This window comes from Amycolatopsis acidiphila (assembly GCF_021391495.1).
GTDB classification, from domain to species: Bacteria; Actinomycetota; Actinomycetes; order Mycobacteriales; family Pseudonocardiaceae; genus Amycolatopsis_E; species Amycolatopsis_E acidiphila.
The window spans coordinates 7,561,058-7,586,792 of sequence record NZ_CP090063.1; the positions used below are offsets into that span (position 1 = coordinate 7,561,058).

General features: G+C 67.6%; 27 protein-coding genes and 3 tRNA genes. 10 read left to right on the forward strand and 20 right to left on the reverse strand.

The features are described 5' to 3' along the window. Positions 1 to 4 precede the first annotated feature (4 nt). The gene (locus tag LWP59_RS36970; RefSeq protein ID WP_144637833.1) at positions 5 to 1,021 is read right to left on the reverse strand and encodes a GlxA family transcriptional regulator; all 1,017 of its coding nucleotides are present in this window, start codon (positions 1,019 to 1,021) and stop codon (positions 5 to 7) included. A gap of 43 nt (positions 1,022 to 1,064) precedes the next feature. Here LWP59_RS36970 and LWP59_RS36975 point away from each other — a divergent pair, with 43 nt between their 5' ends. The 3 genes from LWP59_RS36975 to LWP59_RS36985 all read left to right on the forward strand — a co-directional run bounded on the left by LWP59_RS36975 (position 1,065) and on the right by LWP59_RS36985 (position 3,078). Further along, entirely contained in the window at positions 1,065 to 1,844 is a 780-nt protein-coding gene (locus LWP59_RS36975) for an NAD(P)H-dependent oxidoreductase (RefSeq protein WP_144637831.1), read from the forward strand. Positions 1,845 to 2,084: 240 nt separating this feature from the next. Further along, positions 2,085 to 2,660, forward strand: coding sequence for a hypothetical protein (locus LWP59_RS36980; RefSeq protein ID WP_144637829.1), 576 nt, complete (start codon positions 2,085 to 2,087; stop codon positions 2,658 to 2,660). A gap of 1 nt (position 2,661) precedes the next feature. After that, entirely contained in the window at positions 2,662 to 3,078 is a 417-nt protein-coding gene (locus tag LWP59_RS36985; RefSeq protein WP_144637827.1) for a hypothetical protein, read from the forward strand. Positions 3,079 to 3,177: 99 nt separating this feature from the next. Here LWP59_RS36985 and LWP59_RS41325 read toward each other — a convergent pair whose 3' ends face one another. The 7 genes from LWP59_RS41325 to LWP59_RS37025 form a co-directional block, all read right to left on the reverse strand. Then, positions 3,178 to 3,879 carry a Clp protease N-terminal domain-containing protein gene (locus LWP59_RS41325; RefSeq protein WP_144637825.1) on the reverse strand — a complete coding sequence of 234 codons (702 nt, stop codon included), beginning with the start codon at positions 3,877 to 3,879 and terminating at the stop codon, positions 3,178 to 3,180. After that, positions 3,876 to 4,097, reverse strand: a complete 222-nt coding sequence (locus LWP59_RS37000) for a helix-turn-helix domain-containing protein (RefSeq protein WP_144637823.1) — start codon at positions 4,095 to 4,097, stop codon at positions 3,876 to 3,878. Before LWP59_RS37000 ends, LWP59_RS41325 begins: the two co-directional genes overlap by 4 nt. Positions 4,098 to 4,307: 210 nt before the next feature. Further along, positions 4,308 to 4,508 carry a hypothetical protein gene (locus LWP59_RS37005; protein WP_144637821.1) on the reverse strand — a complete coding sequence of 67 codons (201 nt, stop codon included), beginning with the start codon at positions 4,506 to 4,508 and terminating at the stop codon, positions 4,308 to 4,310. A gap of 600 nt (positions 4,509 to 5,108) precedes the next feature. After that, the gene (locus LWP59_RS37010) at positions 5,109 to 5,372 is read right to left on the reverse strand and encodes a nucleoside/nucleotide kinase family protein (RefSeq protein WP_222425523.1); all 264 of its coding nucleotides are present in this window, start codon (positions 5,370 to 5,372) and stop codon (positions 5,109 to 5,111) included. A 74-nt stretch (positions 5,373 to 5,446) separates the two neighbouring features. After that, positions 5,447 to 6,799: an FtsK/SpoIIIE domain-containing protein gene (locus tag LWP59_RS37015; protein ID WP_144637819.1), complete on the reverse strand. Its 1,353-nt coding sequence runs from the start codon at positions 6,797 to 6,799 to the stop codon at positions 5,447 to 5,449. A 521-nt stretch (positions 6,800 to 7,320) separates the two neighbouring features. Next, on the reverse strand, positions 7,321 to 7,611 hold the full coding sequence (locus tag LWP59_RS37020; RefSeq protein ID WP_144637817.1) for a winged helix-turn-helix domain-containing protein: 291 nt from the start codon (positions 7,609 to 7,611) through the stop codon (positions 7,321 to 7,323). Between the two features lie 11 nt (positions 7,612 to 7,622). After that, entirely contained in the window at positions 7,623 to 8,084 is a 462-nt protein-coding gene (locus LWP59_RS37025; RefSeq protein ID WP_144637815.1) for a hypothetical protein, read from the reverse strand. 149 nt (positions 8,085 to 8,233) lie between these two features. On the opposite strand from LWP59_RS37025, the gene LWP59_RS37030 reads away from it, so the two are divergent. The 4 genes from LWP59_RS37030 (at position 8,234) to LWP59_RS37045 (ending at position 11,828) form a co-directional block, all read left to right on the forward strand. Then, positions 8,234 to 9,061: a sigma-70 RNA polymerase sigma factor region 4 domain-containing protein gene (locus LWP59_RS37030; protein WP_144637813.1), complete on the forward strand. Its 828-nt coding sequence runs from the start codon at positions 8,234 to 8,236 to the stop codon at positions 9,059 to 9,061. Positions 9,062 to 9,065: 4 nt separating this feature from the next. Next, positions 9,066 to 9,860 carry a hypothetical protein gene (locus LWP59_RS37035; RefSeq protein ID WP_229857898.1) on the forward strand — a complete coding sequence of 265 codons (795 nt, stop codon included), beginning with the start codon at positions 9,066 to 9,068 and terminating at the stop codon, positions 9,858 to 9,860. Between the two features lie 184 nt (positions 9,861 to 10,044). Then, the gene (locus tag LWP59_RS37040; protein ID WP_186383212.1) at positions 10,045 to 11,109 is read left to right on the forward strand and encodes a TIR domain-containing protein; all 1,065 of its coding nucleotides are present in this window, start codon (positions 10,045 to 10,047) and stop codon (positions 11,107 to 11,109) included. A 227-nt stretch (positions 11,110 to 11,336) separates the two neighbouring features. Further along, positions 11,337 to 11,828, forward strand: a complete 492-nt coding sequence (locus LWP59_RS37045; RefSeq protein ID WP_144637809.1) for a hypothetical protein — start codon at positions 11,337 to 11,339, stop codon at positions 11,826 to 11,828. 376 nt (positions 11,829 to 12,204) lie between these two features. On the opposite strand, the gene LWP59_RS37050 is transcribed toward LWP59_RS37045, so the two are convergent. The 4 genes from LWP59_RS37050 to LWP59_RS37065 form a co-directional block, all read right to left on the reverse strand. Continuing rightward, a tRNA-Phe gene (locus LWP59_RS37050) sits at positions 12,205 to 12,278 on the reverse strand. Between the two features lie 30 nt (positions 12,279 to 12,308). After that, positions 12,309 to 12,382 (reverse strand) — tRNA-Asp (locus LWP59_RS37055). Between the two features lie 13 nt (positions 12,383 to 12,395). Next, positions 12,396 to 12,468, reverse strand: a tRNA-Glu gene (locus LWP59_RS37060). A gap of 281 nt (positions 12,469 to 12,749) precedes the next feature. After that, positions 12,750 to 13,001 carry a hypothetical protein gene (locus tag LWP59_RS37065; RefSeq protein WP_144637807.1) on the reverse strand — a complete coding sequence of 84 codons (252 nt, stop codon included), beginning with the start codon at positions 12,999 to 13,001 and terminating at the stop codon, positions 12,750 to 12,752. A 637-nt stretch (positions 13,002 to 13,638) separates the two neighbouring features. Here LWP59_RS37065 and LWP59_RS37070 point away from each other — a divergent pair. Next, a complete protein-coding gene (locus tag LWP59_RS37070; protein ID WP_144637805.1) occupies positions 13,639 to 14,052 on the forward strand; it encodes a hypothetical protein in 414 nt (137 codons plus the stop codon). A gap of 184 nt (positions 14,053 to 14,236) precedes the next feature. Here the strand turns inward: LWP59_RS37070 and LWP59_RS37075 are convergent, their stop codons facing one another. Beyond that, positions 14,237 to 14,440, reverse strand: coding sequence for a cold-shock protein (locus tag LWP59_RS37075; protein WP_027941311.1), 204 nt, complete (start codon positions 14,438 to 14,440; stop codon positions 14,237 to 14,239). A gap of 343 nt (positions 14,441 to 14,783) precedes the next feature. Here LWP59_RS37075 and LWP59_RS37080 point away from each other — a divergent pair, with 343 nt between their 5' ends. Next, the gene (locus LWP59_RS37080) at positions 14,784 to 16,046 is read left to right on the forward strand and encodes a L,D-transpeptidase (protein WP_144637889.1); all 1,263 of its coding nucleotides are present in this window, start codon (positions 14,784 to 14,786) and stop codon (positions 16,044 to 16,046) included. A gap of 3 nt (positions 16,047 to 16,049) precedes the next feature. Here the strand turns inward: LWP59_RS37080 and LWP59_RS37085 are convergent, their stop codons facing one another. Then, entirely contained in the window at positions 16,050 to 16,217 is a 168-nt protein-coding gene (locus LWP59_RS37085) for a hypothetical protein (protein WP_186383211.1), read from the reverse strand. Positions 16,218 to 16,562: 345 nt separating this feature from the next. After that, the gene (locus LWP59_RS37090; protein WP_229857903.1) at positions 16,563 to 17,852 is read right to left on the reverse strand and encodes an MFS transporter; all 1,290 of its coding nucleotides are present in this window, start codon (positions 17,850 to 17,852) and stop codon (positions 16,563 to 16,565) included. 233 nt (positions 17,853 to 18,085) lie between these two features. Here LWP59_RS37090 and LWP59_RS37095 point away from each other — a divergent pair, with 233 nt between their 5' ends. Then, complete coding sequence (locus LWP59_RS37095; protein ID WP_144637803.1) at positions 18,086 to 18,658, forward strand: PaaI family thioesterase; 573 nt, start codon at positions 18,086 to 18,088, stop codon at positions 18,656 to 18,658. Positions 18,659 to 18,691: 33 nt separating this feature from the next. On the opposite strand, the gene LWP59_RS37100 is transcribed toward LWP59_RS37095, so the two are convergent. From LWP59_RS37100 to LWP59_RS37120, 5 genes are all read right to left on the reverse strand, one after another. Continuing rightward, entirely contained in the window at positions 18,692 to 21,076 is a 2,385-nt protein-coding gene (locus LWP59_RS37100; protein WP_144637801.1) for a serine/threonine-protein kinase, read from the reverse strand. Between the two features lie 7 nt (positions 21,077 to 21,083). Further along, positions 21,084 to 22,040, reverse strand: a complete 957-nt coding sequence (locus tag LWP59_RS37105; protein WP_144637799.1) for a glutamate ABC transporter substrate-binding protein — start codon at positions 22,038 to 22,040, stop codon at positions 21,084 to 21,086. Then, the gene (locus LWP59_RS37110) at positions 22,037 to 23,434 is read right to left on the reverse strand and encodes a hypothetical protein (RefSeq protein WP_144637797.1); all 1,398 of its coding nucleotides are present in this window, start codon (positions 23,432 to 23,434) and stop codon (positions 22,037 to 22,039) included. The genes LWP59_RS37105 and LWP59_RS37110 overlap by 4 nt, the downstream gene beginning before the upstream one ends. Before the next feature lie 207 nt (positions 23,435 to 23,641). Further along, positions 23,642 to 24,721: an acetoin dehydrogenase dihydrolipoyllysine-residue acetyltransferase subunit gene (locus LWP59_RS37115; RefSeq protein WP_144637795.1), complete on the reverse strand. Its 1,080-nt coding sequence runs from the start codon at positions 24,719 to 24,721 to the stop codon at positions 23,642 to 23,644. Further along, on the reverse strand, positions 24,721 to 25,734 hold the full coding sequence (locus LWP59_RS37120) for an alpha-ketoacid dehydrogenase subunit beta (RefSeq protein ID WP_144637793.1): 1,014 nt from the start codon (positions 25,732 to 25,734) through the stop codon (positions 24,721 to 24,723). The genes LWP59_RS37115 and LWP59_RS37120 overlap by 1 nt, the downstream gene beginning before the upstream one ends. Position 25,735 lies beyond the last annotated feature (1 nt).

The following is a 25,735-nucleotide window of genomic DNA, read 5'->3' on the forward strand; positions in this document are numbered from 1 at the left end:
CTCGCTACCGTGCGGACAGGCCGGCGTCCAGCACCTGCTCGCCCCGGAACGTCGCGCGGTAGGTGCTCGGCGAGACGCCGAGCGCGGCCTGCAGGTGCTGGCGCAGCGACGCGGCCGTGCCGAACCCGGCGTCGGCCGCGATCCGGTCCATGGACAGGTCGGTCTCTTCGAGCAACTGGCGCGCCCGCTCGACGCGCTGCTGGGTGAGCCACTGCAACGGCGAGATGCCCACCTCCTCCCGGAAGCGGCGGGTGAAGGTGCGCACGCTCATCGAGTCCTGTGCCGCCAGGTCCCGCAGCGTCAGCTGACGGTCGAGATGACGCAGCGCCCACGCCCGCGCGTTGCCCGTCGAGGAGGCACGAGGCTCGGGGACGGGGCGGGAGATGAACTGCGCCTGCCCGCCGTCGCGGTGCGGCGCGACGACGGTGCCGCGCGCGACCTCGTTCGCGACGGCGGCGCCGTGGTCGCGCCGGATGATGTGCAGGCACAAGTCGATGCCCGCGGCGACGCCGGCCGAGGTGAGCACGTCCCCGGAGTCGGTGTAGAGCACGTTCTCCTCGACCTCGACGGCCGGGTACAGCTCGCGCAGCCCGGCCGCCGAGCGCCAGTGTGTGGTCGCACGCCGGCCGTCGAGCAGACCGGCGGCCGCGAGCACGAAGGCGCCGGTGCAGATCGAGCCGATGCGCGTGCCGGGCCGGATGCGCGCGAAAGCCTCGGCCATCGGGCCGCGGAGGGCCCCGCCGGACTGCGGGCCGTAGTCGTCCTCGGAGGAGAGCACGAGCACCGTGTCGGCGCCGGCCAGCGCCTCCGGGCCGTGCTCGACGGTGATGGTGAAGTCGGCGTCGGTGCGCACCGGCCCGGGGGTGAGTGCGCAGGTCACGACCTCGTAGAGCGGCCCCCCGGCGACCGAGCGAGCCTCGCCGAACAGCCGGTGCACGATGCCCAGCTCGATCGGCAGCACGCCGGCCCGGACGAGTGCGACGATACGGTGCATGGCCCGATTCTTGCACAAGATGGCCATCAGGCCACTCGTTGCGGGCTCAACCAACTCGGATGATCGAGGAATGAAGATCTTGTGGATCTACGCCCACCCGGAACCGCGGTCGCTCACCGGCTCGCTGCGTGACGAAGGCCTTCGGACGCTGACCGAGCTCGGCCACGAGTACCGGCAGTCGGATCTGTACGCGATGCGCTGGAACCCGGTCGTCGACCGCGCGGACTACGCACAGGACGCCGGCGAGCGACTGCTGGTCGCGGCCGAGTCCGCCGTGGCCTACGAGTCGGGACGCCTCAGCCCGGACATCCGGGCCGAGCAGGAGAAGATCGAGTGGGCCGACGCGCTCGTCGTGCAGTTCCCGCTCTGGTGGTACGGCCCGCCCGCGATCCTCAAGGGCTGGATCGACCGGGTGTTCGTGAAGGGCTTCGGCTACGGGCTCACCGGTGAGGACGGGCGGGTGCTGCGATACGGCGAAGGGAAGCTGGGGGGCAAGCGCGCGCTCGCGGCGGTGACCGTCGGCGGCCGGTCGTCGACCTTCGGGCCGCGCGGCGTGAACGGCCCGTTCGAGCAGGTGCTGTTCCCGCTGTTGCACGGCACGTTCTTCTACACCGGCATGTCACCTCTGCTGCCATTTGTCGTGCACAGCGCCGACCGGGCAGGAGCGCCCGAATTCGAGGCGGCGGCCAAGGAGTTGCGCGCGCGGCTGGAGACGCTGGCGACGACGGAGCCGATCCCGTTCCGCACCCAGAACGGCGGGGACTACGACGTGGACCTGGTGCTGAAGCCGCACCTGGCAGCGGGCCGCACCGGCCTCGACGTGCACCTTTCGGCAAAACGGTCGGACTGAATGGCGTAGGGAAAAGAAGGCCGTCCGGACGACAATTGTTCTTCGGGTGGAAATTTTCTTCCGTATTCGCGACCGGCAGCGTCCGATCAGTGACACGCAGTTCTTCTTTGGCTCAGCGGCAACGAAAAATTGGTTCTGCATCGATCAATTCCGGGACCGAGGTTTCCGTTTCACGGGTTGAGCCGATCCGAAAAAGGTCCGGGGGGACCAGATTTCGCAGCACATCAGAGGAGAATTGCGATGTCCCCATCGATGATCATCGTCATCGTGGTCGCTGTCGTCGTGGTGATCGCGCTGGTCGCACTGCTCGTGCAGCTGCAGCGGCGCCGACACCTTCGCGAGAAGTTCGGGCCCGAGTACGACCGCGCGATGGAGGAAGGCTCGAGCCGCCGCGAGGCCGAGCGTGAGCTGACGAACCGTGAGCGGCGGCACCAGAAGCTGGACATCCGCCCGCTGTCCGACGAGGCGCGCGAGCAGTACCGGGAGCGCTGGGCCGTGATCCAGCAGCGGTTCGTGGACCAGCCCGGCGAGGCGATCACGGAGGCCGACCGGATGCTCACGCAGGTGATGGCCGACCGCGGCTACCCGACCGACGGCGGTCACGAGCAGCAGGCGAGCGACCTGTCCGTCGAGCACGCGCCCACGCTGGAACACTACCGGACGGCGCGGGAAACCTTGCAGGGACACGAAAAGCGTACGGCTGACACCGAGGAGCTACGGCGCACTCTGGTGCACTACCGCACCGTTTTCGCCGACCTGCTGGACACCCGTGAGCCGGCGACCGCCCGGAACCGCTCGGACGAAGGGAACCGCTGACGTGACCACGAACGAACGCCTCAGCACCGAAGACCTGGTGGCCCCCAGGGCGAACGACGAACGTCAGGTGCCCGACGACTCCCGGGTTCCGGACGACGAGGGCACGCCGGACGATCGGGGCACAGCGCGCAGTTCTTCCCCGGGCGAGCGGGTGGAGTTGTTCAGCCAGGACGAGATCGAGCATTTCCGTGGCCGCTGGCAGTCCCTGCAGACCGCCTTCGTCGACGACCCCCAGGACACCGTCCAGGGCGCGGACCAGCTGGTGGCCGAGGTGATGCAGGCTTTGGCCTCGACGTTCGCCGAGCACAAGCGGGACCTGGAAACCCAGTGGCAGCAAGGCGAACAGGTCGCGACCGAGGACCTGCGCCTGGCGCTGCAGCGCTACCGCACGTTCTTCAACGAGCTGCTGCGCGACTGATCCGAGTCCGATGTGGACCCCCGGCGGTGGGCTGGGGGTCCACTGCTGTGCCGATGCGTTGAGGGTGGCATTACCTTGCCGTCCTGGGCAGAGCCGGGGTCAACTCGCCTGCCGGTAGCGATCAAGAATCGCGGCGCGCAATGCGGGCCCTGATGCGCCGAGCGCCAGCAGAATCGGGTTGTTCGTCCCGATCAGGGCGAGCGCGATATGTTCGACACCGATGTACTGGTCGTGCATGGCCTGCGCTTCGCGGACGCTGTTCTCCAGACTCTTCTTGGCAGGCGTGGTAAACGGCAGGTGCCCACGAGGAACGGCACCCGCGGCCTGGTAGCGGCCGGTCGCCGTCGAGGTGGGGGCGAATGCGGCCGGGGCAGGCCGACGGCGCCGACGCCAGCGGCGGAGCAGACCCGGTGGGATGGCGCGACGAGGGTTCAGCCGGGACGGGCGGGGCCGACCGTGCATGGCATTGGCGGCTTGGTTGAGGGCTTCCGCACCGAAGGATGCCTCGATCCGGGCGCGCACGGCGTCGAGATCGATCCCGATGGCCGACAGCGCGTCCCGGTCGAGGTCACCGAACAGTTCGGCCCCGCCACCCAGCCCGACCCGGCGCACGATTTCCTCTTCGACACGTTCGGGCGTGACCCCGTGCTCGCGCAGGACGGCGCTCGCGGGCCGGCCTGTCGAGGCGACCGCGAGCAGGAGATGTTCGCAGCCGATATAACGATGCCCGAGACGGCGGGCGTGCTCCTGGGCGTGGACGACAACAGTGCGGGCGTCCGGCGTGAAGCGCTCGAACATCATCGCCCCCCGACTCGTCGGCCGTACTTGCGGTGCACGGTCTGTTTGGTGACGCCGAGCCGCTCGGCGATGTCCTGCCAGGACCACCCCAGCTTCCGCGCGCTTTCGACCTGGAGGATCTCCAGCCGTTCGGTGAGCGCCCGCAGCGAAGCCACCGCGCGCAGCCCCACGTCGGGGTCGTTGCTTGTGGCACCCTCTGCGATTTTCAGTGTTGTCTCCATGGGTGTCAGCATATGCTGACGGCTGGTTCTGTCAACATATGCTGACAAGAACGATCGGGCTTGAACCCGGCCTGTGTCAGAGCGGTTCTCATGAGGCGGCATCGCCGAGCCCCGCTCGGCCAGCTTGCTCACCGGCCAGTTCCTTGTCTCCTGGCTGCCTTCGCCGCTGAAGTGGCCGAACGTCGGGGGCCGGCGTTCTGTCGTCCCGTCTCATCCTTCGAGGGCGCCGGCCCAGCGCCAGTCGCCCTCGGGACCCAGGTACTCGACGCGTTGCACGTCGTCGTCGAGTTCCTCCTCGTCGTGCGCCCACCCCAGGGCGGCGGCGTGGTCGGGAAACTCACGCTCGCCCATAACGTCGCCCATCCCGTCGAGGAACCGATATCGCGCCATGCCCCACGGTAGCTTCGGCACCTACCGATTATTCAACGAGCGGGAGCGCATCGAGGCTCTCCTGTGATGTGGTTGCCCTGGCCATCAGCGTTGGTCACGCTCAAAGGTGACTGAGACGGGCCGACACACCAAACCGCCCCCGCCGGACGCGGCGAAGGCGGTTTGTGCTGCTGGAAGGAGTGGCCGGGGCGGATTCGAACCGGTGACCTTCCGGTTTTCAGGCACAGACGTTTCCTCAGTTCACACGGGGTGCGTGACCAGCCCGTGCACGCCGCAAGCCTCAATCGGCCCCGCCCGTTACGTCCGCAGCGTCCACGACAAGGTCGGTCCGACTCCGGGTCTCGTCGTCGTCGAAGAAGCGATCCTCTTCGTCCTGCCAACGCAACCACAAATCACGGTGATCCTCGCCGTCCCGAGCGAGCCCGCGCCACAGACATTGAGACCGAGGAGCTTGGCCCCATATCCGGTATGCCAAATGGTCGCTGACTGCTCGGCGAGTGGTCGTGACCCCTTCGAGGATCACCAACGGCGCCCACCGCACCAACTTCCGCTCCTGCCTCAACGAGGACCCGAACTCGTCCCGTTCCCAGTCACGCACGCGGAAGCAGGCATCTCGCCCACTCAAGAGCGGACCGAGGACCTCCTCCTCGAACCGAGGCCACCATCCCGAGAGTCTCCCCAAGACACGAAGTCGTCGGCTTCGATCACCGGAGCATCAGCCAACGCCGCGAGAGCCCGAGCGAACGTGCTCTTGCCTGAACCCGACGGCCCGTCGACCCCGACGAGACGGATGCCGGCAACCGCAGTCCGCCGACGAATCTCCCTCAGTACCTCTTCCACGAACCCCACCGAACCCAGTCTGCTCAGCGCCTCGATCAGGCGCATGAACGCCAGGATGCGCGGTACGTCGACCGTGCCCCCGCGTGCCCCAAGGAACGGGAATCGGCGGTCAACCAAGGTCAACACCAGCCAGGACCACGCCAGACCCGGACGCGAAAAAACCGCCCCGACGTGCATCGGAGCGGCTTCTTGGGCCGTGGCCAGGGCCGGGGTCGAACCGGCGACCTTCCGCTTTTCAGGCGCAGACGTTTCTGCAGGTCACGGGGGTTGCGCTTAACGGTCGTACAACCCCGCTCGGTGATGAGGTCGCGGGTCTTACGGTCGGTGTAGCGGGTCAGGGCGCCGATCTCGTCGAACTCAACCAGTTCCAGCGGGTTCTCCCTGGTTACCGGCACGGTGCGGACGTGGCCGGCGAACTCCTCCTTCCGGGCGTTCATGGACGCGATCAGCTCGTCGAGCAGGTCGACAGTCTCCTCAGGTGTCACGGCGTAGCGATGGAAGATGCCGCGTCCGTAGGCCAGCTCCATCCCCTTCGGGTCGATGCCCGAGACGCGGACGAGCCGGTCTCGGACAGCCGACGCGATTGAAACCAGCGGGGACCACATCACCGAGTTCTTGCCCGCGCCCGACGCGCCAGCGGTCAGGGTGTGGCTGCCCGACCCGAACAACGGAACCTGCCGGTCCTGCCCGTACTCGGTGCGCCCGGCCCACACTCGGCGAAGGTCGATCTCGGCTGCTTCCAGTTCGCGGCAGGGCACCGGGGCCGCGAGCAGGTCTCGCCGTTGGAAGTCGACGGACACGACGTTGGGCGCCACCTCCCGCACCTGGCAGCGAGCGACCTTGCGCGCGGATGCCAACGCACGAGCGGCTTCGTCGAAGTCCTCGGGCTTCTGGCCAGGCACGAGCTGCACCCGCACCTCGTCCCATGACGGGCCGGACTTGACCCGCTTGACCTTCGGTATCCGCACGCCGGGCTGCTGACGATCCCGGCTGATCTTCTTGCGACCCACGAGGTTCACGGTGACGTCGACCGGGACCGACTCGTCCTTGACGCTCAGCCCGCAAGCGTGCAGCCAGCCCGGCAGCTTGGGCATATACACCGCCCAGCGGAACCACCACGACCGAAGCACCTGCCCGGCCCACTGGTCGAATGACACCAGGTCCACCAGTCGCCACAACCCGAGTGCCGCCGCCACGGCCGCGATGCTGACGACCAGCGAGAGCCAGCCCCACCAGTGCAACCACGCGGCGACTGCGACGACGGTCAACGCCGTCCGGGGGTGGGTGACGATCTCTTTCACCATCCAGCCGATGCCCTTGAGCAGCCACCACAGCGCCAGGAACACGACCGCCGCAGCGGCCAGCGTCTCCGCGATCGCAGCGAGGGCGCGGCCCAGCTTGTGCAGCACCCACACAACGACCGCCAAACCCGCCGTGCCCAACAGCAGCACGCCGAACGTGTGCGCGCCCATCAGCGACCACCCCCGATCGGGAGCGGCAGCCTGCCCGCACACGCGGCGCACTCGGTGTCGCCGGGCGCCAGACGAGCGAATTTCTTACATGCGTTACACCGCGTCTGTACGCGGTCCCTTGACACGCGTTGGTTCGCGTTGCCTATCGTTGCCACTTGTCTACTCCGCAAGGTGTGGACAGCGCAGGAGCGGGAAAGGTTGGTAGCCGGATTCCGCTTCTGCGCCTTGATTTCTGGGGCAGTCTCCGTGTCCGGGCGCGCGGCATCGCCACACGACCGAGCGTGCGTCTACAGTGGAATTACGACTTTCTCGTCAGAGACCTTCGAAGGGCCGTCGGGCGCACGCTCGGCACACGTGCACCTTGTCGCGGACCAGCCGATGCGGTCGACCGCACAGCCAGCAACGTCGCCGCACGAGCCAACGCCGTTGCTGAGAACGGCTTCCCGAGACCATTTCGATCACCTCCCCTCCTGGTGGGGGACGGCGGCAGGCGTCGCGTCGTGCCTGCCGCCGGGCCATCCCTATCGCCTGCGGTTACGGCCGCTCAGATCTGCGACAAATGTGCCCTTGGCGCGGATCGTGAACACCAGTCCCCGTTCCCGTAGCACCCGAGTCGCGTGCCTCGCTGTGCCCAGCGAGACCCCGTACTCCAACGCCAGGTCCTGCTCACCGGGGAGCCGGTCATGCCGCCGCAACTCCCCAGCCAAGATCCGAGCCGCAATCAGATCGGCCACCTGCAGATAGACGTAGCCCGGCTCGAACTCCTGCCTGCCATCCCGAGGCGGTGGCGCTTCGCCGTCACACGAGGTCATCAAAGTTCTCCTCACGCGGCCTTGGCCGACTGCTCACCGGGGTTGCCAGCAGCCTTCGCCGACCGGCCGCCCTGGTTGCCCGCCGCCTTGAACCCGGTCGCCCGGAAGACGTAGGACTGGTACTTGAACTCCCCGTTGCCCGCCACGCGAGGCTCAGCGGTCAGGCCGTCCAGCTCGATCGGCCGCATGCCCGGCAGCGCCTCCGTGGTCGTCGGGACCGGCTGCACGTCCGCCAGGAACGTGATCTCGAACGACGCCCGCTTGGCATTGGGCTCCGACGGGTCGGTCACGGCCGCCTTCCACTGCCGCTTCCCCGTGACCTCGTCGACTCGCTGCCGAGCAGGACGCCCGGCCGCCCGGTCCTCCCGCGACTGATACTCGATGTTGGGCGCAACGTCGCCCACCATCACCAAACCCTGCGGAAACGCCTCCTCGAACTCGACCGGAAACCGGTGTCCCCTGCTGATCGCCATCTGTGCTTCTCCTCCAGTCAGTGCCCTATGCGGGCTGTTTAGGCCCCTAAACACCTGCGGTACACCGCTACCTGGTTCGTCTAGGGGGTCTAAACACCAATGTAACTGAGCCTGTCGCGGTCCGTCAAGGGGGTCTAAACTCGCGTGTCATGATGAGGGCCGAGGACTTCGAGAGCGTCCGGCGCGACCCCGACCCGATCCGGCGAGGTCAGCGCGCAACGGAACTGCTCACGATGTACCAGCAGCGGGCGACCGAACTGGCCCGCCTGCGCAAGGCCGCGATCGAAGAAGCCCACCGCGAGCGGGGGATGAGCTATACCGAGATCGCTGCCGCACTCGGCATCACCAAGGGCCGGATCACGCAGATCCGCAGCACCGCACCACCCGCCGAGCGTGCGTTCTTCGGTGTCGGGCCGGTCAGCATCGGCGTGCCCTACCGGTACCAGACCACCGACCGCGAACGCCCATTGATCGCAGCCGAGGACGCCGAGACCGCCAACCAGCTCGAATCCCTGCTCAACGCCATGTCCCTCGCGACCTCGCGGTTCCAGATCGAGCCCGACCGATCCGATCCGCCGGCCGGAGATGTCGTGGTGGTTTGCGGCCCGAAGTCCGCGCCGATCGGAGCTGATCTGCTCGCGGCGGACCCGGTGCTCGCGATGGTCGAAGACGAGGGCCGCTGGTGGATCGAGAACCGCACCGACCACAGCCGTATCGGCTCACCGACCGACGACGCTTCACCATCGTCTGCCGACGCCGCCTACGTGGCCAGGCACGTCGTCGACGGCCGCGTGATCGTCCACATCGCGGGTATCCACGGGATCGGACCACTCGGCGCGACGCACTACCTCACCGCACATCTCGCCGAGCTGTTCCAGCAGACCGGACGGCAGCCAGCGTCACTCGTCGTACGCGCGACCTACGACGGGCTGACCATCACCGACAGCGAACTTGCCGCAGGCCCCTACCTCTGGTGAACCCATGCGCGTGACGACAGCCCAGCTCCCGCCGATGCAGGAGAGCGCCGACAGGATCTTCGTCACCCCTCACGCCGTGATCATGCTCGACGGCGCATCCGCGTTCGTCCCGGTCCCCGTGCCCGCGTCTGACTACGCCGACCACCTCGGCCGCCTCATCGCCGCCGATCTCACGACCGACCCAGCCGCAGACCTGACCGACGTCCTGGCCGAGGCCATCCGCTCGACAGCTACGCACTTCGACCTCAGGGCGGGGGAGTCGCCCTCGTCAACGGTCACCATCGCCCGCGAGCGAGACGAGCACCTTGACCTGCTCCTACTTGGGGACAACTACGTCATCCTCCCGGGTGGCGAGGTCCTGACGGATGACCGCATGGACCGCCTCGACCTCGAACCACGGCGCCGCTACCGCGAACGCCTAGCGGCAGGCCACGGCTTCGACGACGAACACCGGCGGTTGCTTCGTGAGCTGCAGACTCAGCAAGCGCGGTACCGCAACCGCGCGGGCGGGTACTGGATCGCCGAGACTGACCCGGCCGCAGCACGCCACGCGATCAAGTCTCTAAAACCGGTCAGCCGTAGCAGGTGGGCGATTCTCTCTACGGATGGTGCCTACGACTCCCTGAAGCATCTCGCAGTGATCGACTGGGACAAGTACTCGGCGGCTGACGCGCGCCAACTGCATGGCCTGGTGGACCGTTGCCAGCAATGGGAGCGCGAGACGGACCCCGAAGGCCAAGTGCATCCACGTGCTAAGCGCCATGACGACAAGACTCTGGCAGCGATCAAATTTGATTGATCGGCGAAGAGCGCAAGACACGCCTCTTGACGAAGTTCTTAGACGGCGCCAGCTGACCCCTAGGCCACTCGCTGGATTTACTTACCGTAGCTCGTCCAAGAATCGTTTTCAGCGAAACTTCGGCGCGAAGGCCTCTCATAGATATAGGATCTGCTCCAAACTTGATCTACGGTTGGGTGGAGCATTGACGGACTATGAGTATGACGTGGCAGTCTCTTTCGCTGGCGAAGACCGGGAGTTCGTTCAGAACGTAGTGGAAGGCTTGAAACTCAATGGCGTCAAGGTCTTCTACGACCAAGATGAGGTGGCCACACTCTGGGGAGAGAACCTCGTCGACTTCCTCGAGATGATATATAGCCAAAAGGCGCGCTACGCTTTGCTATTCACTTCTCGTCATTACGTGGACAAGAAGTGGCCGAACTATGAGCGACAGATCACACAGAGTCGGTCCCTATATCAAGAATCGCCGTATATCCTGCCAATCCGCATCGATGATACTCCGGTCCCCGGCTTGCCGCCTACCATCTCCTACTTGGATGCGAAGAGCGTCGGCATCGACGGGATCGTTAGGGCTGTCCTCGAAAAAGTCGGATCGCCACAATCCGATTCGAAGCCAAAATTTGACGGTAGGGTTCCCCGTGATTCACGGTCCATGAATATTCTGCTTACGGAACGCCCAGGCGGATGGGAATACCTGTTATACGGTGCAGTGTTGCGCGAGCGGATGGACAGCCTTGAAGGAAAATATCGTGACCACTTGCTAGAATATGCGCCTCGAAGTGGCGTACACCTTGAAGCCGATGCTGCATTTCAGAAATTGAAGAACAACTTCACGACGCTCACCGGTATTACCGATACATTTAACAGAGTTCTGTCTCCTGGAGCTCAGGAGCAGGCTTTCGGAAAGCCTGGCGAGCCGGGTGACCCCGACAGGATTATACACTTGGCGGAGCGGTTTTGTAGTGTATACGAAGAATTCCTGGACTTCGCCGCAAATCTGCGATCCATCGACATCGAAAATGACTACTTGCGCCACGCGGCGGACATTCAGGCACGTTGGGTGAATCAACCGATAGAGGTCATGAGAAAGTTTGTCGACGATTATGTCCGAATCGCGGATACCATCACGGACCGACTAGCGAGTGGCGAAAAGGGCATAGAGCTAACATTGCAAATCACCCTCGATCTAGACAGTTCTCTCACTAACGAACTGACTGAGACCCTCCGAAGGTATGTGCGTTCACGATAGCCACTCGAATCTGCCAGCTCGCCAACTTAAAGGAGCCAAGGTTCCGTCGGAAGTGGTCGGGGCCGCACTGCCGAACTTGGCTCTATGGAATCAAGGCGGCGCGCAAGCGCGCCGCTCGGGCCGCCCGGCCTGCCGCTCCGCTTCGGCCGGCGGCCCTCTGAGCTATCCAGGTCGCACCCCCTCTTCAACCAGGGCGAGGCCAGGCGCACAACGTGCATCATGAGCGAGTGCACGAACAGACCGAGCGGTTCCGCGAGATCACGACCTTCGGCGTCATCCCCTCACCCTCAGGCGCCGGTACGCTCGTCCTCCAGGGCGAAGGGTATCCAGACTGCTTGCTCGTGATGGAGGTCTTCTCCGAGACCGACCGCAGCAACGAGATCGCGATCGTCACCGTGAAGGGCTGCCAACAGGCCATCTTCGGATACCCGAACGACGAAGCCTACGCACGAGACCCACGAGGCAGGGCCGGCGACGAGCCCTCATACGGCTTCTTCGAAGTGCTCTCGTCAACCTGGGCCCAGCGACTCGCCGAGTACAACCGTCACGCCTTCCCCAGCACCAGCGTGGAACCATGGCGCGCCCTGCGCCACTTCTTCATCGGCTGCCACGACGACTCAGGCGAGTTCCTCGGCGAAAGCCTGCACATCGAACTGCCCGGAACCGACTTCCAAACAACAGCCCAGCACGCCTTCGAGCGATTCTTCCAGCCAAACTAACGCCGCCAACACGACCTTGGGGGGCCTCCGGCGGCCGGGGCTCTGCCCCGAACCCCGACACCGCTTCAGAGATCAGCGGAAAGAGACAGCCCGGCGACCTCCTAGCGACGCGCCCCAGGGCAGCCAGACCGGGCGGCACCGGCCAAGGGCGCTCCGCGGCCTCCGGCAAACCCTTGACCGGCACCACCCGGCCCGGCAGGGATGAACCCGCGCCGCGAGGAGATCACCTCCACATGGGGGGCCGCCGGTCGTGCAACCCACGTGCAACTAGCGACGGCAATCGGCAGTAAACCAAGGTCAACACCAGCCAGGACCACGCCAGACCCCGGACGTGAAAAAACCGCCCCGACGTGCATCGGAGCGGTTTCTTGGGCCGTGGCCAGGGCCGGGGTCGAACCGGCGACCTTCCGCTTTTCAGGCGGACGCTCGTACCAACTGAGCTACCTGGCCGGAAACGCCGGCTAGCTGCCAGACGTATTGCGACCCTGACGGGACTCGAACCCGCGACCTTCGCCGTGACAGGGCGACGCGCTAACCAACTGCGCCACAGGGCCTTGCTGTACTGCGTACTCCCAACGGGATTCGAACCCGCGTTGCCGCCTTGAAAGGGCGGAGTCCTAGGCCGCTGGACGATGGGAGCTCGATCGATTTCGGCGAACCGACCGACCGCGCTCTCAGGGTCCCCCCGGGAGCGATTACAAGCATAGGGCACGCCCCAACCCCCCTCCAACCCGGTATCCCTAAACCTCGTACAGGGGCGCCGAACTGGGAAAACGTTGTCGGGACAAGGCTTTGGGGCCGTAGCCGGGCCACCGAACCTTCATGGTGGCGGCGATCACTCCGGACAGGACGACGACCCCCGCCCACGCCGAACACCAGATACGAAAAGTCCGGGGCGCGCGCCCCGGACCCGCCGTCCGACTACCGCTGCGCCGGGATCTGACCGTCTTCGTCCGGGATCAGGCCCAGCATGTCCAGCAACTGGGCACAGTCCTCGGCGTCCGTCGCGCCGGCGGCGACGGCCAGCCGCGCCCGGCGGACTTGGTCGTCCGACACCCTCGGCGCGTCGGCCTGTCCCGCTCGCTGCGAAGGCACCCCACCCAGGCTGCCGTTGCCCGCGTCGCCACCTTCGTACCGAAGGAGGAACTGTCGCACTTCCACAGACCCGCTCATAGCTCCTCCAAAAGCTTCGTACTAGCAACTTGGCGCGAGGCTAGCCATAGAAATAACGGCACCGCAGCCCCCCGCAGAGTGAACCTGCCCTACCGGAACGCCCACACAGAGCCACAAAGCCAGGTGAACAGGCAGCAACCGCCAGATGACGGCCCGTCCGACTTTTTCTTGTCCACCACTCGCGAACGCGCCCGTTTCCGTGTAACAATCGACGTGCTGACACACCCCCGGTCAGCGCCTGTGGAGATCCCCTCCGGCCCCCGCGTTCCTCCCCCTGGCGCGGGGGCCTCTCCATTCCTGTTCGCCGCTTTGCGGCTTCCCGGGGTCCTTGTGTCTCCCGGGGGCCGAGCCCCCGGGCCCCACGGGGCGAGCTCCTCATCCCGGGAGGGTGGTGGAGTTGGATGACACCGGCAGATCCGCGCGGGTCTGCGGCGGTCAAAATTTGGCGGGGCGGTACGGTGGCGCGTTTGATCTTCACCGGAAAACCCCGCTGGAACTGGGGAGATGACGGTCCGTTCCGCACGGGTTGCGCTATGTGGGTGTTCCGTAACCGGAACGGCCTAAGGTAATCGCCGTTTTCACTGTGGTTTGGGTCACATCGAGCTGCCTGGCGTGACTAAACCGTTATCGTGGCCGGGTGCCTCTTCCATCGTTAGGACGCCGCGGCAATACCCGGACCGACCTCAAGCCGGTGAATCCCGGTCGCCACCGGAACTCGCCCGCCAAGGAGGCCGAAGTCGCGGTCGAAGACCATGAGCTCACCAGCTATCTCGCCGCACTCGCCCCCGAGACCGGTCCCGAAAGCACCGGCACTGGCAAGCGGTTCGGCGAAGCGCAGGTGTACCAGCTCCGGATGAACCTGGTCGCCAGCTCCCAGCTGCGCGACCTCGCCGAGGAGCGCGGCACCTCACCGCAGGCGCTGGCTCGTGAATGGATCCTCGAACGCCTGTCCTGGGAAGCCCAGGCCGCGTCCTCCCAGCGGCGTCAGTTCGCCGACCACACCGGAACCGCCCACACCGATCAGCACTTCTTCGACAAGAACTGGGCCTGACCGCTCACCACGACAACCCCCGCCCCCACACACCCGGCTCAACCCCCGATGATCGCCGGGCGTGACCGACCCGAACAAGGCGCCTCGGCCGACCCGGCCGGGGCGCCCGTTTTCTGTCCTGGCAACGAACAAGCCCCCGACGGGAGACCCGCCGGGGGCTTGCGACGTTCATGCAGGAAGCGTCTCAGATGACGCGAACCTTCTGGGCCTGCGGACCCTTCTGGCCCTGCCCGACCTCGAACTCAACACGCTGGTTCTCTTCGAGGGTGCGGAAGCCGCGCCCATCGATCTCCGAGTAGTGCACGAAGACATCGCCCTCGCCGCCGTCCTGGGCAATGAAGCCGAAGCCCTTCTCGGCGTTGAACCACTTCACAGTGCCTTGCGCCACCGCTTTACTCCTCGTTACATCCGCATCGAGCACCGCCGTGACGGCGCCCGGGCCGCCCCGGGCGGTTCCAACGAGACGAGCAAAGAGCGCATGTCCGGCTCATGGCTCGCGTCAGAAGTTCCGCGAGTGTGAAGCCACGAACACGCAAAACGACGGCCTAGGGGGAAGCGTACCGGGATCTGGCGAAATCGAAAGCCCCTCAGCGGCCGTTCTTCGATGTCACCGGAACGTCGTACCGCGGCGCCCCTTCCGCGTTCGGGGAACCCGATAGGCTGATCATCTGCCTGAACGTCCATAAGACGTGACCTGTGTCACTCACATGGGTGTCAACTTTGACAACCCGATGGGCGTCTTTGGTGCAAACGGGGAGAAGGGGCATCCACCGGTGAAACCACTCAGGACCGCACGTCGTCTGCCTGCCGCGCTGGTCGCGTTGGGCCTGGCAGTCACCCTCGGCCTCAGTGCCTGCTCGAGCGATCCGGCGCCTGCGCCGGACTCGGGTACACAGGCCCCGGCGGGCGGCAGCGGTGCAGCCGCGGAGGCTCTGTCGGCGAAGCTCACCACCCAGCCGGCTGCCGGCGCGAAGGACGTCGCGCCCGGTGATCCGGTCGGCGTGAAGGTCGCCGACGGCACGCTGCAGACGATCACCTTGACGAACCCCGACGGCAAGGCGGTCGCCGGGGAGCTCGCGGCCGACAAGCACAGCTGGTCGGCCACCGAGCCGCTCGGCTTCGGCAAGAGCTACACCTGGTCCGGCACCGCGACGGGCGCCGACGGCAAGCCGGTGCAGCTGTCCGGCCAGTTCACCACCGCGACCGCGAAGCGCCAGGTCTCCGGCAGCCTGAACGTCGGCGACAACCAGACCTACGGCATCGCGATGCCGATCGCGCTCACCTTCAGCGGCAAGGTCGCCGACAAGGTCGCCGCCGAGAAAGCGCTTACTGTCCAGACCAACCCGAAGACCGAGGGCTCCTGGGCGTGGCTGCCGGACGTCGACGGCCACTCCGTCGCGCACTGGCGTCCCAAGGAGTACTACCAGCCGGGCACGAAGGTCGTCGTGACCGCGAAGATCTACGGCGTCAAGATCGGCGACGGCGTCTACGGCAAGCAGGACGTCTCGGCGAGCTTCACCATCGGCCGCTCGCAGATCGTGAAGGGCGACACCCGCACCCATCGCATGCAGGTCATCCGGGACGGGCAGCAGATCGCCGACTACCCGGTGAGCTACGGGCTCGACTCCGACCCGGGCCGCGTCACGCACAGCGGCACCCACGTCGTGATGACGAAGTACCCGACCTACTCGATGAGCAACCCGCGTTACGGCTACACCGACGTGAACGTGCCGTGGGCGGTGCGGATCTCGAACAACGGCGAGTTCATCCACGGGCTCGCGGCGTCCGTGTGGGCCCAGGGCAAGAAGAACATCTCGCACGGCTGCCTGAACCTGTCGCCGGCGCGGGCCAAGGAGTACTACGACAGCGTGCTGATGGGCGACCCGGTGGAGATCACCGGCAGCAGCCAGCAGCTGAGCGCCAAGGACGGCGACTACTCGGACTGGACCTACTCCTGGTCGGACTGGACCAAGCTGTCGGCGCTGAGCGCCTGACGGTCAGAGCACGTGGCCGTCGAGGTTCTCCTCGGCGGCCGGGGCGTACTCGACCCGCGCGGTGATCGCCTGCTCGTCGAGGAACGCGGGTACCGGGGTCAGCTGCTGCGTCATGTCGTCGAGCAGCCGCGCGGCATCCGCCATCCCGGGGGTCTCGTTGCGGTCGGTCATCGCCGCCCTCTCCTCGCTTGCCGGTGCCCCTATCTTGCCGTGGCGCAGATCACGACTCAACGCCAGGTTCCCCTGAAATACCCGGTAGTCCGTGAACGATGAACAGCAGGGACCGTAAACCGGTCCGCCCAATCCCCGTTCCGGCCGCGCCGGACGAGATCCCGGAGGAGGAAGTCCATGGTGTTCACAGTGCTGCTCGTGGAAGGTGGCCTGGCGTTCGGTATTGCGGCAGCGCTGGCGGCGTGGTCGCGACGCCACTTCGCTCCTCGCGCAGGCGACATCACGGCCGAGTGAGCAAAAAGGGCCGCGCCCCTCACGGGAAGCGCGGCCCTTTTCCATATCCTGTCAGGAGGTTGCCGTCCGCAGCCCGTCGGAAGGCGCGGCCTGCACCTCGATCGTGGCGATCGGCACCCGGGCGGTCTCCGGGATCCGGAGGATCGGCACCAGCGCGATCGCGGCGGCGATCATCAGGTAGAACGCCGGCCAGTCCTCGTTGCCCGTCCCGTGGATCAGCGCCGTGACGATGACGCCGCACGTGCCGCCGAAGATCGACGTGGACACGTTGTAACCGATTGCGAACGAACCGTAGCGAACGCGGGTGGGGAACATCGCCGGGAAGGTCGACCCGATCACCGCGAGCATCAGCACCAGCAGCAGGGCCACCACGCCGAAGCCGACGATGAGCAGCGCGAGGTTGCCGCTCTGCATCAGCTTGATCGACGGGTAGCTCAGCACGATGTACCCGATCGCCGCCGTCAGCAGCAACGGCTTCCGGCCGATCCGGTCCGACAGCGCGCCCAACGGCGCGATCAGCGCCATCTGCACGATCTCGACGCAGATGATGATCAGCGTCGACGTGTTGTCGTTGATCTTCAGCGTGTCCGTGAAGTACGTCGGCATCGTGGTCAGCAGCATGTAGTCCGCGATGTTGAGCAGCAGCACGATCCCGATCAGGTTCAGGATCATCCGCCAGTTCTCGGTCAGCGTCTCCTTCAGCGGCGCCTTCTCCGACTTCTCGCCCGCCTTCTCCAGCCGCTGGAACTCGGGCGTGTCCTCGAGCTTCGTCCGCAGGTACAGCCCGACGAGGCCGAGCGGCAGCGCGACGAAGAACGGGATGCGCCAGGCCCAGCTGCCGACCTGCTCCGCGGTGAACGACAGGGTCACCGCGAGCACCACCACGTTGCCCAGCACGTAGCCGGTCAGGGTGCCGAACTCCAGGAAGCTGCCCCAGAAGCCCCGGCGCTTCGTGGGCGCGTACTCGGCGATGAACGTCGCGGCACCGCCGTACTCGCCCCCTGTCGAGAAGCCCTGGATCAGCCTGAGCAACAGGATCAGGATCGGCGCGCCGATGCCGATCGCGTAGCCGCCCGCGTAGGTGGGCAGGCAGCCGACCAGGAAGGTGCAGCCGGACATCATCAGGATGGTGATGGCCAGGACCTTCTGCCGGCCGATCTTGTCGCCGAGGGGACCGAAGAAGGCACCGCCGAACGGGCGCACCACGAAGCCGATCGCGACCAGTGCGAGCGACTTGAGGACCGCGTTGCCCTCACCCGGGAAGAACACTGTGCCGATGCTCGTCGCAATGGCACCGGAGGTGAACACACCGTAGTCGTACCATTCGGTGGCGTTACCCATGGCGGACGCGATAACCGCCCGCTTCACCGTTCTCGGGTCGATTTCCGATTCCTGAGCCGCCGCTTCTGCCATACGCCCCGACCTCCTCATCCACAGTTCCGTACCAGCGGTCAAGGATGCGACCTTAGTGGCTTCCTCGCCATGGATAGTGATTTTCCCGCGTCTCGTGGCTCTTGTCTCTTCGGGGAAGGGGCGAACGCGAATTTCCCGGCTTGACGAGTTAGCTTGGTCGGATGAGCGAGGCACCCCGATCCCGCAGGTCGACCCCCTGGCCCCCGGTCGACACCGAGTCCCCGGCCCCGCATCCCGACGCACCCCGGCCGGGTACGAAGCTGGCGGTGCACTACGACCAGTGCTTCGGCTGTGGAGACGTCGAAGGCGGGCTGCACATGCGGTCGACGATGGGTGAGCACGCGCTGGTGCACAGCCAGTTCGCGGTCACCGAAGCGCACCAGGGCGCGCCCGGGCTGGCGCACGGCGGGCTGCTGGCCTGCGCGTTCGACGAGGCGCTCGGCTCGGCCGTCGGCAACCTGCTGCGCCGGCCGGCGGTGACCGGCAAGCTCGAAACGGACTTCCTGCGGCCGGTGCCGGTCGGCTCGACCCTGTTCATCACGGCCAAGGTGGACGGTGTGGCCGGCCGCAAGCTCTACGCCAGCGCGGAAGGCCGGCTCGGCGCCGAGGACGGCTCCGTCGCGGTCCGCGCCCGGGCCCTGTTCGTCGAGGTGGGCTTCGAGCACTTCACCACGCACGGTGACCCGGACGCGCTGACGAAGTTCCGGCAGACCCCGGACCAGATCAACCCCTAGGACCCGCCCACAACGGACCCGCTCCGCACACCCCTAGGTCAGGGTTCGCGGCCGGATCGCGTTCGCCCGGTCGACCAGGTCGACGCGGTCCGCCGCGGTGTTCGCCAGCCGGGCGAGCGCGCGGTAGCAGCGTTCCAGTCCGAACCGGACGTCCCGTTCGGACAACGCCCAGCCCAGCACCTTCGTCGGCGTCCGGTGCCCCGGCGGGGCGGCCTTCACCCACTGGAACGCGGCTTCGAGCACCTCCGCGGACAGCTTCGTGCGGCTCTCCGCGTCGAGCGTGAGCCGCTCCAGCCGGGTGCCCGCGTCGGCGAGGTCGCCTTCGGACACCGAGCCGTTGCCGGTCACCCGAGTCTTGATCTTGATCGCGGCGACCTGGGCGGCGACGTAGTGCGTGGACGACGACGGCACCGACTCGAGCACCTCGATCGCGCTCGCGCGGGCGCCCTGTGCGAGATACACCCGCGCCAGGCCGAAGGCCGCGCTCACGTAGCTGCGGTCGGTCCGCCACACCAGCTCGTACAGCCGGGAAGCGGCGAAGTGGTCGCCGACGCCTTCGGCGCTCACCGCGAGGGCGAGCTTCGGCGCGATCTCGCCGGGCAGGTCGTCGTACACCGCCTCGAACGCCACCTGCGCGACCCGCTGGCGCCCGCCGGCGAGCTCGATCAGCCCGCGGTGCCAGTCGATCCGCCAGTCGTGCGGGTAGCCGGCGCGGATCGCCAGGTACTGCGCGGCCTGCAGCTGCCGGTTCGCCTCCGCCAGCTCGCCGAGCTCGATGCGGGCACGCACGATCCGCAGCCGCACCTCGATCGACTCGCGCGGCGCGCCGGTCAGCGCGTCGATCGCGCCCTGCGGGTCCAGCGCCGTGGTCGTGGCCAGCACACCGGCCGCCGGGTCGCTGGTGTCGACCTGCGGGATCGGCAGGCCGCCCACGACGTCCACGCCCTTCGGCAGGGCGACCGGCTGTCCCGGCTCCGGCACCACGATGTCCACGCCGAACGTGTTGGTCTCCGGACCGAACACAGTGGACACACCGGGGCGGGCCTTTCCGGTGCCCATCGCCATGATCTCGCGCAGCACCCCGGCGAGCTGGTCGGCCATGTCCTCGGCGGTGATGAACCGGCGGTCCGGGTCGCGGTGCGTGGCGCGCTTGAGGAACCGGTGGTAGGAACCGAAGAGCTTGAACAGCGGGACTTCGTCCGGGGTGGGCAGCGAGTCCTTGTACTTCGTGGTGTAGCCGTTGAACTCGAAGCTCAGCACGGCCAGCGTGCGCCCGACGGTGTACAGGTCGGACGCGACGGAGGCGCCGTGCGTGGCCAGCTCCGGCGCGCTGTAGCCGGTGGTGAAGAACAGCGGGCTCGAGTAGTCGTCGAGGCGGCGCACCGCGCCCAGGTCGATCAGCTTGAGCTGCTCGTGGGTCTGGATCACGTTGTCCGGCTTGAGGTCGCAGTACAGCAGGTTCTGGCTGTGCAGGTACCCCAGCGCGGGCAGGATCTCCAGGCCGTAGGCGATGACCTGGCCGATCGGCAACGGCTCGGGCCTGCCGGCCTTGCGGTAGTGCGCCAGCGCCAGCTGCCGCAGCGACTGCCCGCCCACGTACTCCATCACGATGTAGCCGACCGAGTGGCCGGTGCGCGCGTCCGGGTGCTGGACGAAGTTGTAGATCTTGACGATGTTCGGGTGCTCGACCTCGGCAAGGAACCGGGTCTCGTTCACGGCCGCGGCCATCGCCGTCGCGTCGCCGGTGTCGATCAGTCCTTTGAGGACGACCCAGCGGTCGTTGACGTTGTGGTCCTGGGCGAGGTAGATCCAGCCGAGGCCGCCGTAGGCGAGCGCACCGAGCACCTCGTACTGGCCGCCGAGCAGGTCACCGGCCCGGAGCTTGGGGAGGAACGAGTACGGGGTCCCGCACTTCTCGCACACGCCCTCGGGCCCGGCGTCGCCGCGGCCGACCTTGGCCGAGCAGTTGCCGCAGTAACGCTTCTCCTCCGACACCACCGGGTTGGTGAGCACGGCGGACGCCGGGTCGCGGTAGGGCACCGGGGGCACCTCGACCAGGCCCAGCCCGAGCCGTCCGCGTCGGGACGTGCGGCGGCCGGTGCGCCGCGAGGTGCCAGGGAACGCGCCGGAGCCGGTGCCGGGACCCGAGCCGGGGCCGCTGCCCGAGCCGGTGTGCCTGCCGCTGGAGCTCTCCGGCAGCACGCTCTCGGTGCCCGGGTCCGGCAGCTGCACGCCCGAACCGCTGGGGTGCTCGATCGGCTGCGGCGGCATGATGCTCGTCGTCGGCGGCGCCGGTGCCGCGAGCACGCTCGTCAGCTGCTGCTGCTGTGGCTGCGGCGGCGCGACCGGGCGGATGTACTGCGTCGACTCCGCGGGCGACTCGTCCAGACGACCGGAGATGGGCTCGTTGTCGGGCATTGCTTCCTCACTGGTACGAGACGGGCGGCGGACCGGCGGGCCCGAGCACGGGCGCGATCCACGTGTTGTAGTTCTGCTGCCAGACACCGTCGCCCCGGACGCTTTCGAGCACCGAGTTGACGAACCGGACCATGTCCTCCTGGCCCTTCGGGATGCCCACGCCGTAGTGCTCCTCGGTGAACCTGTCCCCGACGACCTCGAGGTTCGGGTCCTGCTTCGCCATCCCGGCGAGGATCACGTCGTCGGTGGAGATCGCGTCGACCTGCCCCTGCTGCAGCATCACCAGGCAGTCGGACCAGTTGTTCACCGAGACCGGGATCGGCCGCGACGGCGCGTTCTGGATCGCGGCCAGCGAGGTGGACGTCTTGGTGGCGCACACCTTCTTCGCGCCGAGGTCGGCCATCCCCGTGATGCCGGAGTTGCGGGCCGCGAGCACCCGCTGCCCGGCGAGGTAGTACGTCGCGGAGAAGTCGACGTCCTTGAGCCGGGCACAGGTGATGCTGTAGGTGCGCACCACGATGTCCACCGCGTGCGTGCGCAGCACGTTCTCCCGCTGGGACGACGGGATCGTCGTCCACTGCACGTGGCCCTCCCACGAGCCGAAGATCGCCGTGGCGATCTGCTTGACCATCTCGATGTCGAAGCCTTCGAGATTGCCGTTGGCGGGGTTGAGGAAGCCGAAGAGGTAAGTGGTCTGGTCGACCCCGGCGATCAGCCTGCCGCGCTGGCGGATCGCGGCCATCGTGGACCCGGACGGGATGCCCGGGCTGGGCGCGAGGCTGCGCGTGTCGCAGTCGTCCGCACCCGAGCCGGCGCTGACCTTGTCCGCGCCGCCGACGTTCGCCGGCTGCGGCGCCTGCACCGTGCCCACCGGGGCGGGGTCGACCGGGGTGCCCGCGCTGCCGCAGCCCGTGACGAGCAGCGCCACCGCCGCGAGGACGGCGGCGATCTTGTTCCGTCTCACCGGTACTCCCTCAGGCGGTCCCGGATCCCGATGGTCACGCCGGCGGCGGCGACCACGGACAGCACCGCGACGCCGGGCGCGAGCAGGGTCAGCGCCCCGTCGGCGCCGCTGGTGTCGTCCAGGAAGCTCTGCCGTCCGACGTCGATCGCGGTCACCAGCTCCTGGTCCAGCTTGCCGAACGACGCGGCCGCGCCGTTCGGGGCCGTCGTGTCGACGGCCTCGCGCACCGCGTCGGCGTAGTTGCCGCTGTCGTCCTTCGCACGGATGTCCTTGTGCGTCTGCAGCCAGGTGTTGGCGTTCGCCAGCGCCGCGTCGATCTGCTTGCCCGCGTCGCCGGTCATCAGGCCCTGCGCCTGCTTGAGCAGCCCGGTGAACAACGGGCCGAGCTGCTGGTAGTCCTGCTCGTAGGAACCACCGTCGCCGCGGGCGACGAGCGTCATCATCTCGTCGGCGCGGGCCTGCACCGCGGCGCTGCGCGCGCGGACCAGCACGTCGACCGGATGGCTGCCGTCGTCGCGGCCGGCTCCGACGAGCACGCTCTGCACGATCAGCGCGACCGCGCCCCACAGCAGCAGGACCACCATCGCGCCGGTGCCGACGACGAGGCCGATGTTGAGCAGCCGGTTGGTCCGCCGGGTCAGGTACACCTGGGTCGCGATGAGCGCGGCGAGCACGGCGACCAGCAGGACCGTGCTGAACCACGGGAAGCCGCTGACGTCCTCCTGCTCGGCGGTCAGCCTGCCGGTGTCGATGTTGTAGAGGTCCGCGGCGGCGGGCAGGATCGTCGTGCGCATCAGGTTCGACGCCTCGCGCAGGTAGGACGCGCCGACCGGGAAGCCCTGGAGGTTGTTCGCCCTGGCCCGCTCGATGATGCCGGTGTAGACCGGCAGGTTGCGGCTGAGGATGTCGACCTTGGTGGCGGCGTCGGCGTAGCCCTCGGAGTCCGAAGCGGCCTTCGCGAGCGCCGCGCCCGCGCGGGCGATGTCGAGGTCGTAGCGGGCTCGCAGCTCGGGCGGCTCGGCGCCGATCACCAGGAACGCGTTGGCCGACGTGGCGTCCGCGTCGGACAGTGAGCGGTACACCTCCTGCGACGCGGCGGTCAGCGGCTCGCGGTGGTCGATCAGCTCGTTGATCGTGTCGTTCTTGCCCTGGACGGCGAAGGTGCCGACCAGCCCGAAGATCAGGCACAGCAGCACGAGCCCGACGCCGATCACGGTCAGCCGTCCCGGACTCCGGCGGACCGACTTGGTCAGGGCGCGCCAGCCGGTGACCGGCAGGTCCAGCAACCCGGCGAAGCCACTGCGCCCCTGTGCACCGGACGCGGGTGGATCGGGCACGGGAGGTTCCGCCACGGGTCCGCTCGGCGCCCCCGGCCGCACCGCGGTACTCGTCATGAATCTCCACCCCTCACCCGGTGTTCCACCCGCATGAAGGTATCCGAGTCACCACGGCGGTCGCCATCGAGTCCGGCCGATCGGAAATTCTCACCCGGCGTTATTGACACGTGTCTTTCCTGTTGCCTTACCGGGCCGCTATCTCCTTTCCGCCCCGATGCCGAGAACCACTCGGATGGGCGCACACGCGCGTGCTCAGCGTGACATTCAGGGCACCACTTCCACGACCACCGACGGCGACTCCAGGTGCACCATGTGGCCCGCGCCCTCGACGTACCGGACGCCCGGCAGCGACGCGGCATTCGTCGCGGGCAGCACCGCGTCCAGCCTGCCCCACAGCACCGTCACCGGAACGTCCACTTCGGACAACAGCGGGCGGACGTCCAATGGTCGCAGCAGGGTGTCGAGCAGCGTGCGAAGCGCCTTGTCGACGCCGTCGATCCGCTTGTACCTCATCAGGTCGTCCGCGAGGCGGCGGGTCGCCTGCGCGGGATCGGCGAACAGCGCGGCGAGATGCGGTTTCAGCTCCCGCCTCGACGTTGCCGTGGCGAAGCCGCGCAGGTAGTCGGCGTTGATGTCGTCACCGAACCCGGCAGGCGCCACGAGCGTCAGCGAAGCGACTCTCGACGGCTCACGCGCCGCCGCGGCGACCACCACCGCTCCCCCGAGCGAGTGCCCGACGAGATGCGCACGCGAGATCTCCATGGCCGCCAGGAATCCCAGCACCGCGTCGGCGAGCGTGTCCAGCGACCCGTCGCCCACGTCCTTGCTCGACTCGCCGTGCCCGGGCAGGTCCAGGGCGTGCACCGTCCGGCGCTCGGACAGCGGCTCCTGCACGAACAGCCAGGAGTTCTTGTCACCGCCGTAGCCGTGCACCAGGACGACGTGCTCGTCGCCCTCGCCGAGCGTGGCGTACGCGAGTGTCCGCCCGCCGACCTCGACCGTGCCGGTGACCGGGCCGGGGACCTCCGCGACCGCACCCGAGTCCAGCTCCGCACGGGCCTGCCGGGCAGCCGCCTCGATCTCCTCCTCCGGCACCTCGGCCGGCGCGATCAGCGCGATGGTGCCGCCCACCGGCACGTCCTCGTTGACCTGCGCGATCACCCGGCGCAACACGCCCTCGTCGGACGCCTCCAGCGATCCGGTGATCTTGTCGGTGTCGATGTCCGCGAGCTCGTCACCGTCGGCGATCTCGTCGCCCTCCGCGGCAACCCACTCGGTGACCTTGCCGCTGGCCATCGACAGGCCCCACTTCGGCATCACGACCTTCGCGATCCGCTCGTCCATCAGCGCTGCCACTCCACGACAGCCTTGGCGGCGTTGACGACCCGTTGCGCGTCCGGGATGTAGAGGTCCTCGAGCGCGTCGGAGAACGGCACCGGCGTGTGCGGGGCGGTGACCATCTCGATCGGCGCGCGCAACGCGCCGAAGGCCTGCTTCGCGACCAGCGCGGAGATGTCGGTCGCGAGGTTGCAGCGCGGCGTCGCCTCGTCGACGACGACCAGCCTGCCGGTGTTCTCGACGCTCTCCAGGATCGTCTCCGTGTCGAGCGGGCTGGTCGTGCGCGGGTCGATGAGCTCGACCTCGATCCCGGAGCTCGCGAGCTCCGCGGCGGCGGCCTCCGCGACGGCGACCATCCGGCCGATCGCCACGATCGTCACGTCGTCGCCGTCGCGGACGACATTGGCTTCGCCGAACGGGATCGCGTAGCTGTCCTCGGGGACTTCGCCAGTGCTGTCGTAGAGCACCTTGTGCTCGCAGAAGATCACCGGGTCGTTGTCGCGGATCGACTGGATCAACAGGCCCTTCGCCTCGTACGGGCTGGACGGCACGACGACCTTCAACCCCGGGATGTGGGTGAAGATCGAGTAGAGCGCCTGCGAATGCTGGGCCGCCGCGCGCAGCCCGGCGCCGTACATCGTGCGGATCACCACGGGTGTCTCGGCGTTGCCGCCGAACATGTAGCGGAACTTGGCCGCCTGGTTGAAGATCTGGTCGAAGCAGACGCCCATGAAGTCGATGAACATCAGCTCGGCGACCGGCCGCAGCCCGCGGGTCGCGGCACCGATCGCGGCACCGATGAACGCCGACTCGGTGATCGGCGTGTCCAGCACCCGCCCAGGGAACCGGTGGTAGAGCCCCTTCGTGACACCGAGTACGCCGCCCCAGGCGTCCTCTTCGCCGGGGCTGCCGGCGCCGCCCGCGTTGTCCTCGCCCATGACCACGACCGTGGCGTCACGCTCCATCTCCTGGGTGAGCGCCTCGTTGATCGCGTCGCGGTAGCTGATCGTGCGTGCCATT

Excerpts from the sequence above, each read along its gene's own strand:
- LWP59_RS36970 (WP_144637833.1), bottom strand. The coding sequence starts at position 1,021 with ATGGCCATCTTGTGCAAGAATCGGGCCATGCACCGTATCGTCGCACTC.
- LWP59_RS36975 (WP_144637831.1), top strand. The coding sequence starts at position 1,065 with ATGAAGATCTTGTGGATCTACGCCCACCCGGAACCGCGGTCGCTCACC.
- LWP59_RS36980 (WP_144637829.1), top strand. The coding sequence starts at position 2,085 with ATGTCCCCATCGATGATCATCGTCATCGTGGTCGCTGTCGTCGTGGTG.
- LWP59_RS41325 (WP_144637825.1), bottom strand. The coding sequence starts at position 3,879 with ATGATGTTCGAGCGCTTCACGCCGGACGCCCGCACTGTTGTCGTCCAC.
- LWP59_RS37000 (WP_144637823.1), bottom strand. The coding sequence starts at position 4,097 with ATGGAGACAACACTGAAAATCGCAGAGGGTGCCACAAGCAACGACCCC.
- LWP59_RS37010 (WP_222425523.1), bottom strand. The coding sequence starts at position 5,372 with ATGCGCCTGATCGAGGCGCTGAGCAGACTGGGTTCGGTGGGGTTCGTG.
- LWP59_RS37015 (WP_144637819.1), bottom strand. The coding sequence starts at position 6,799 with ATGGGCGCGCACACGTTCGGCGTGCTGCTGTTGGGCACGGCGGGTTTG.
- LWP59_RS37020 (WP_144637817.1), bottom strand. The coding sequence starts at position 7,611 with ATGACCTCGTGTGACGGCGAAGCGCCACCGCCTCGGGATGGCAGGCAG.
- LWP59_RS37025 (WP_144637815.1), bottom strand. The coding sequence starts at position 8,084 with ATGGCGATCAGCAGGGGACACCGGTTTCCGGTCGAGTTCGAGGAGGCG.
- LWP59_RS37030 (WP_144637813.1), top strand. The coding sequence starts at position 8,234 with ATGATGAGGGCCGAGGACTTCGAGAGCGTCCGGCGCGACCCCGACCCG.
- LWP59_RS37035 (WP_229857898.1), top strand. The coding sequence starts at position 9,066 with ATGCGCGTGACGACAGCCCAGCTCCCGCCGATGCAGGAGAGCGCCGAC.
- LWP59_RS37065 (WP_144637807.1), bottom strand. The coding sequence starts at position 13,001 with ATGAGCGGGTCTGTGGAAGTGCGACAGTTCCTCCTTCGGTACGAAGGT.
- LWP59_RS37080 (WP_144637889.1), top strand. The coding sequence starts at position 14,784 with ATGGGCGTCTTTGGTGCAAACGGGGAGAAGGGGCATCCACCGGTGAAA.
- LWP59_RS37085 (WP_186383211.1), bottom strand. The coding sequence starts at position 16,217 with ATGACCGACCGCAACGAGACCCCCGGGATGGCGGATGCCGCGCGGCTG.
- LWP59_RS37090 (WP_229857903.1), bottom strand. The coding sequence starts at position 17,852 with ATGGGTAACGCCACCGAATGGTACGACTACGGTGTGTTCACCTCCGGT.
- LWP59_RS37095 (WP_144637803.1), top strand. The coding sequence starts at position 18,086 with ATGAGCGAGGCACCCCGATCCCGCAGGTCGACCCCCTGGCCCCCGGTC.
- LWP59_RS37100 (WP_144637801.1), bottom strand. The coding sequence starts at position 21,076 with ATGCCCGACAACGAGCCCATCTCCGGTCGTCTGGACGAGTCGCCCGCG.
- LWP59_RS37110 (WP_144637797.1), bottom strand. The coding sequence starts at position 23,434 with ATGACGAGTACCGCGGTGCGGCCGGGGGCGCCGAGCGGACCCGTGGCG.
- LWP59_RS37115 (WP_144637795.1), bottom strand. The coding sequence starts at position 24,721 with ATGGACGAGCGGATCGCGAAGGTCGTGATGCCGAAGTGGGGCCTGTCG.
- LWP59_RS37120 (WP_144637793.1), bottom strand. The coding sequence starts at position 25,734 with ATGGCACGCACGATCAGCTACCGCGACGCGATCAACGAGGCGCTCACC.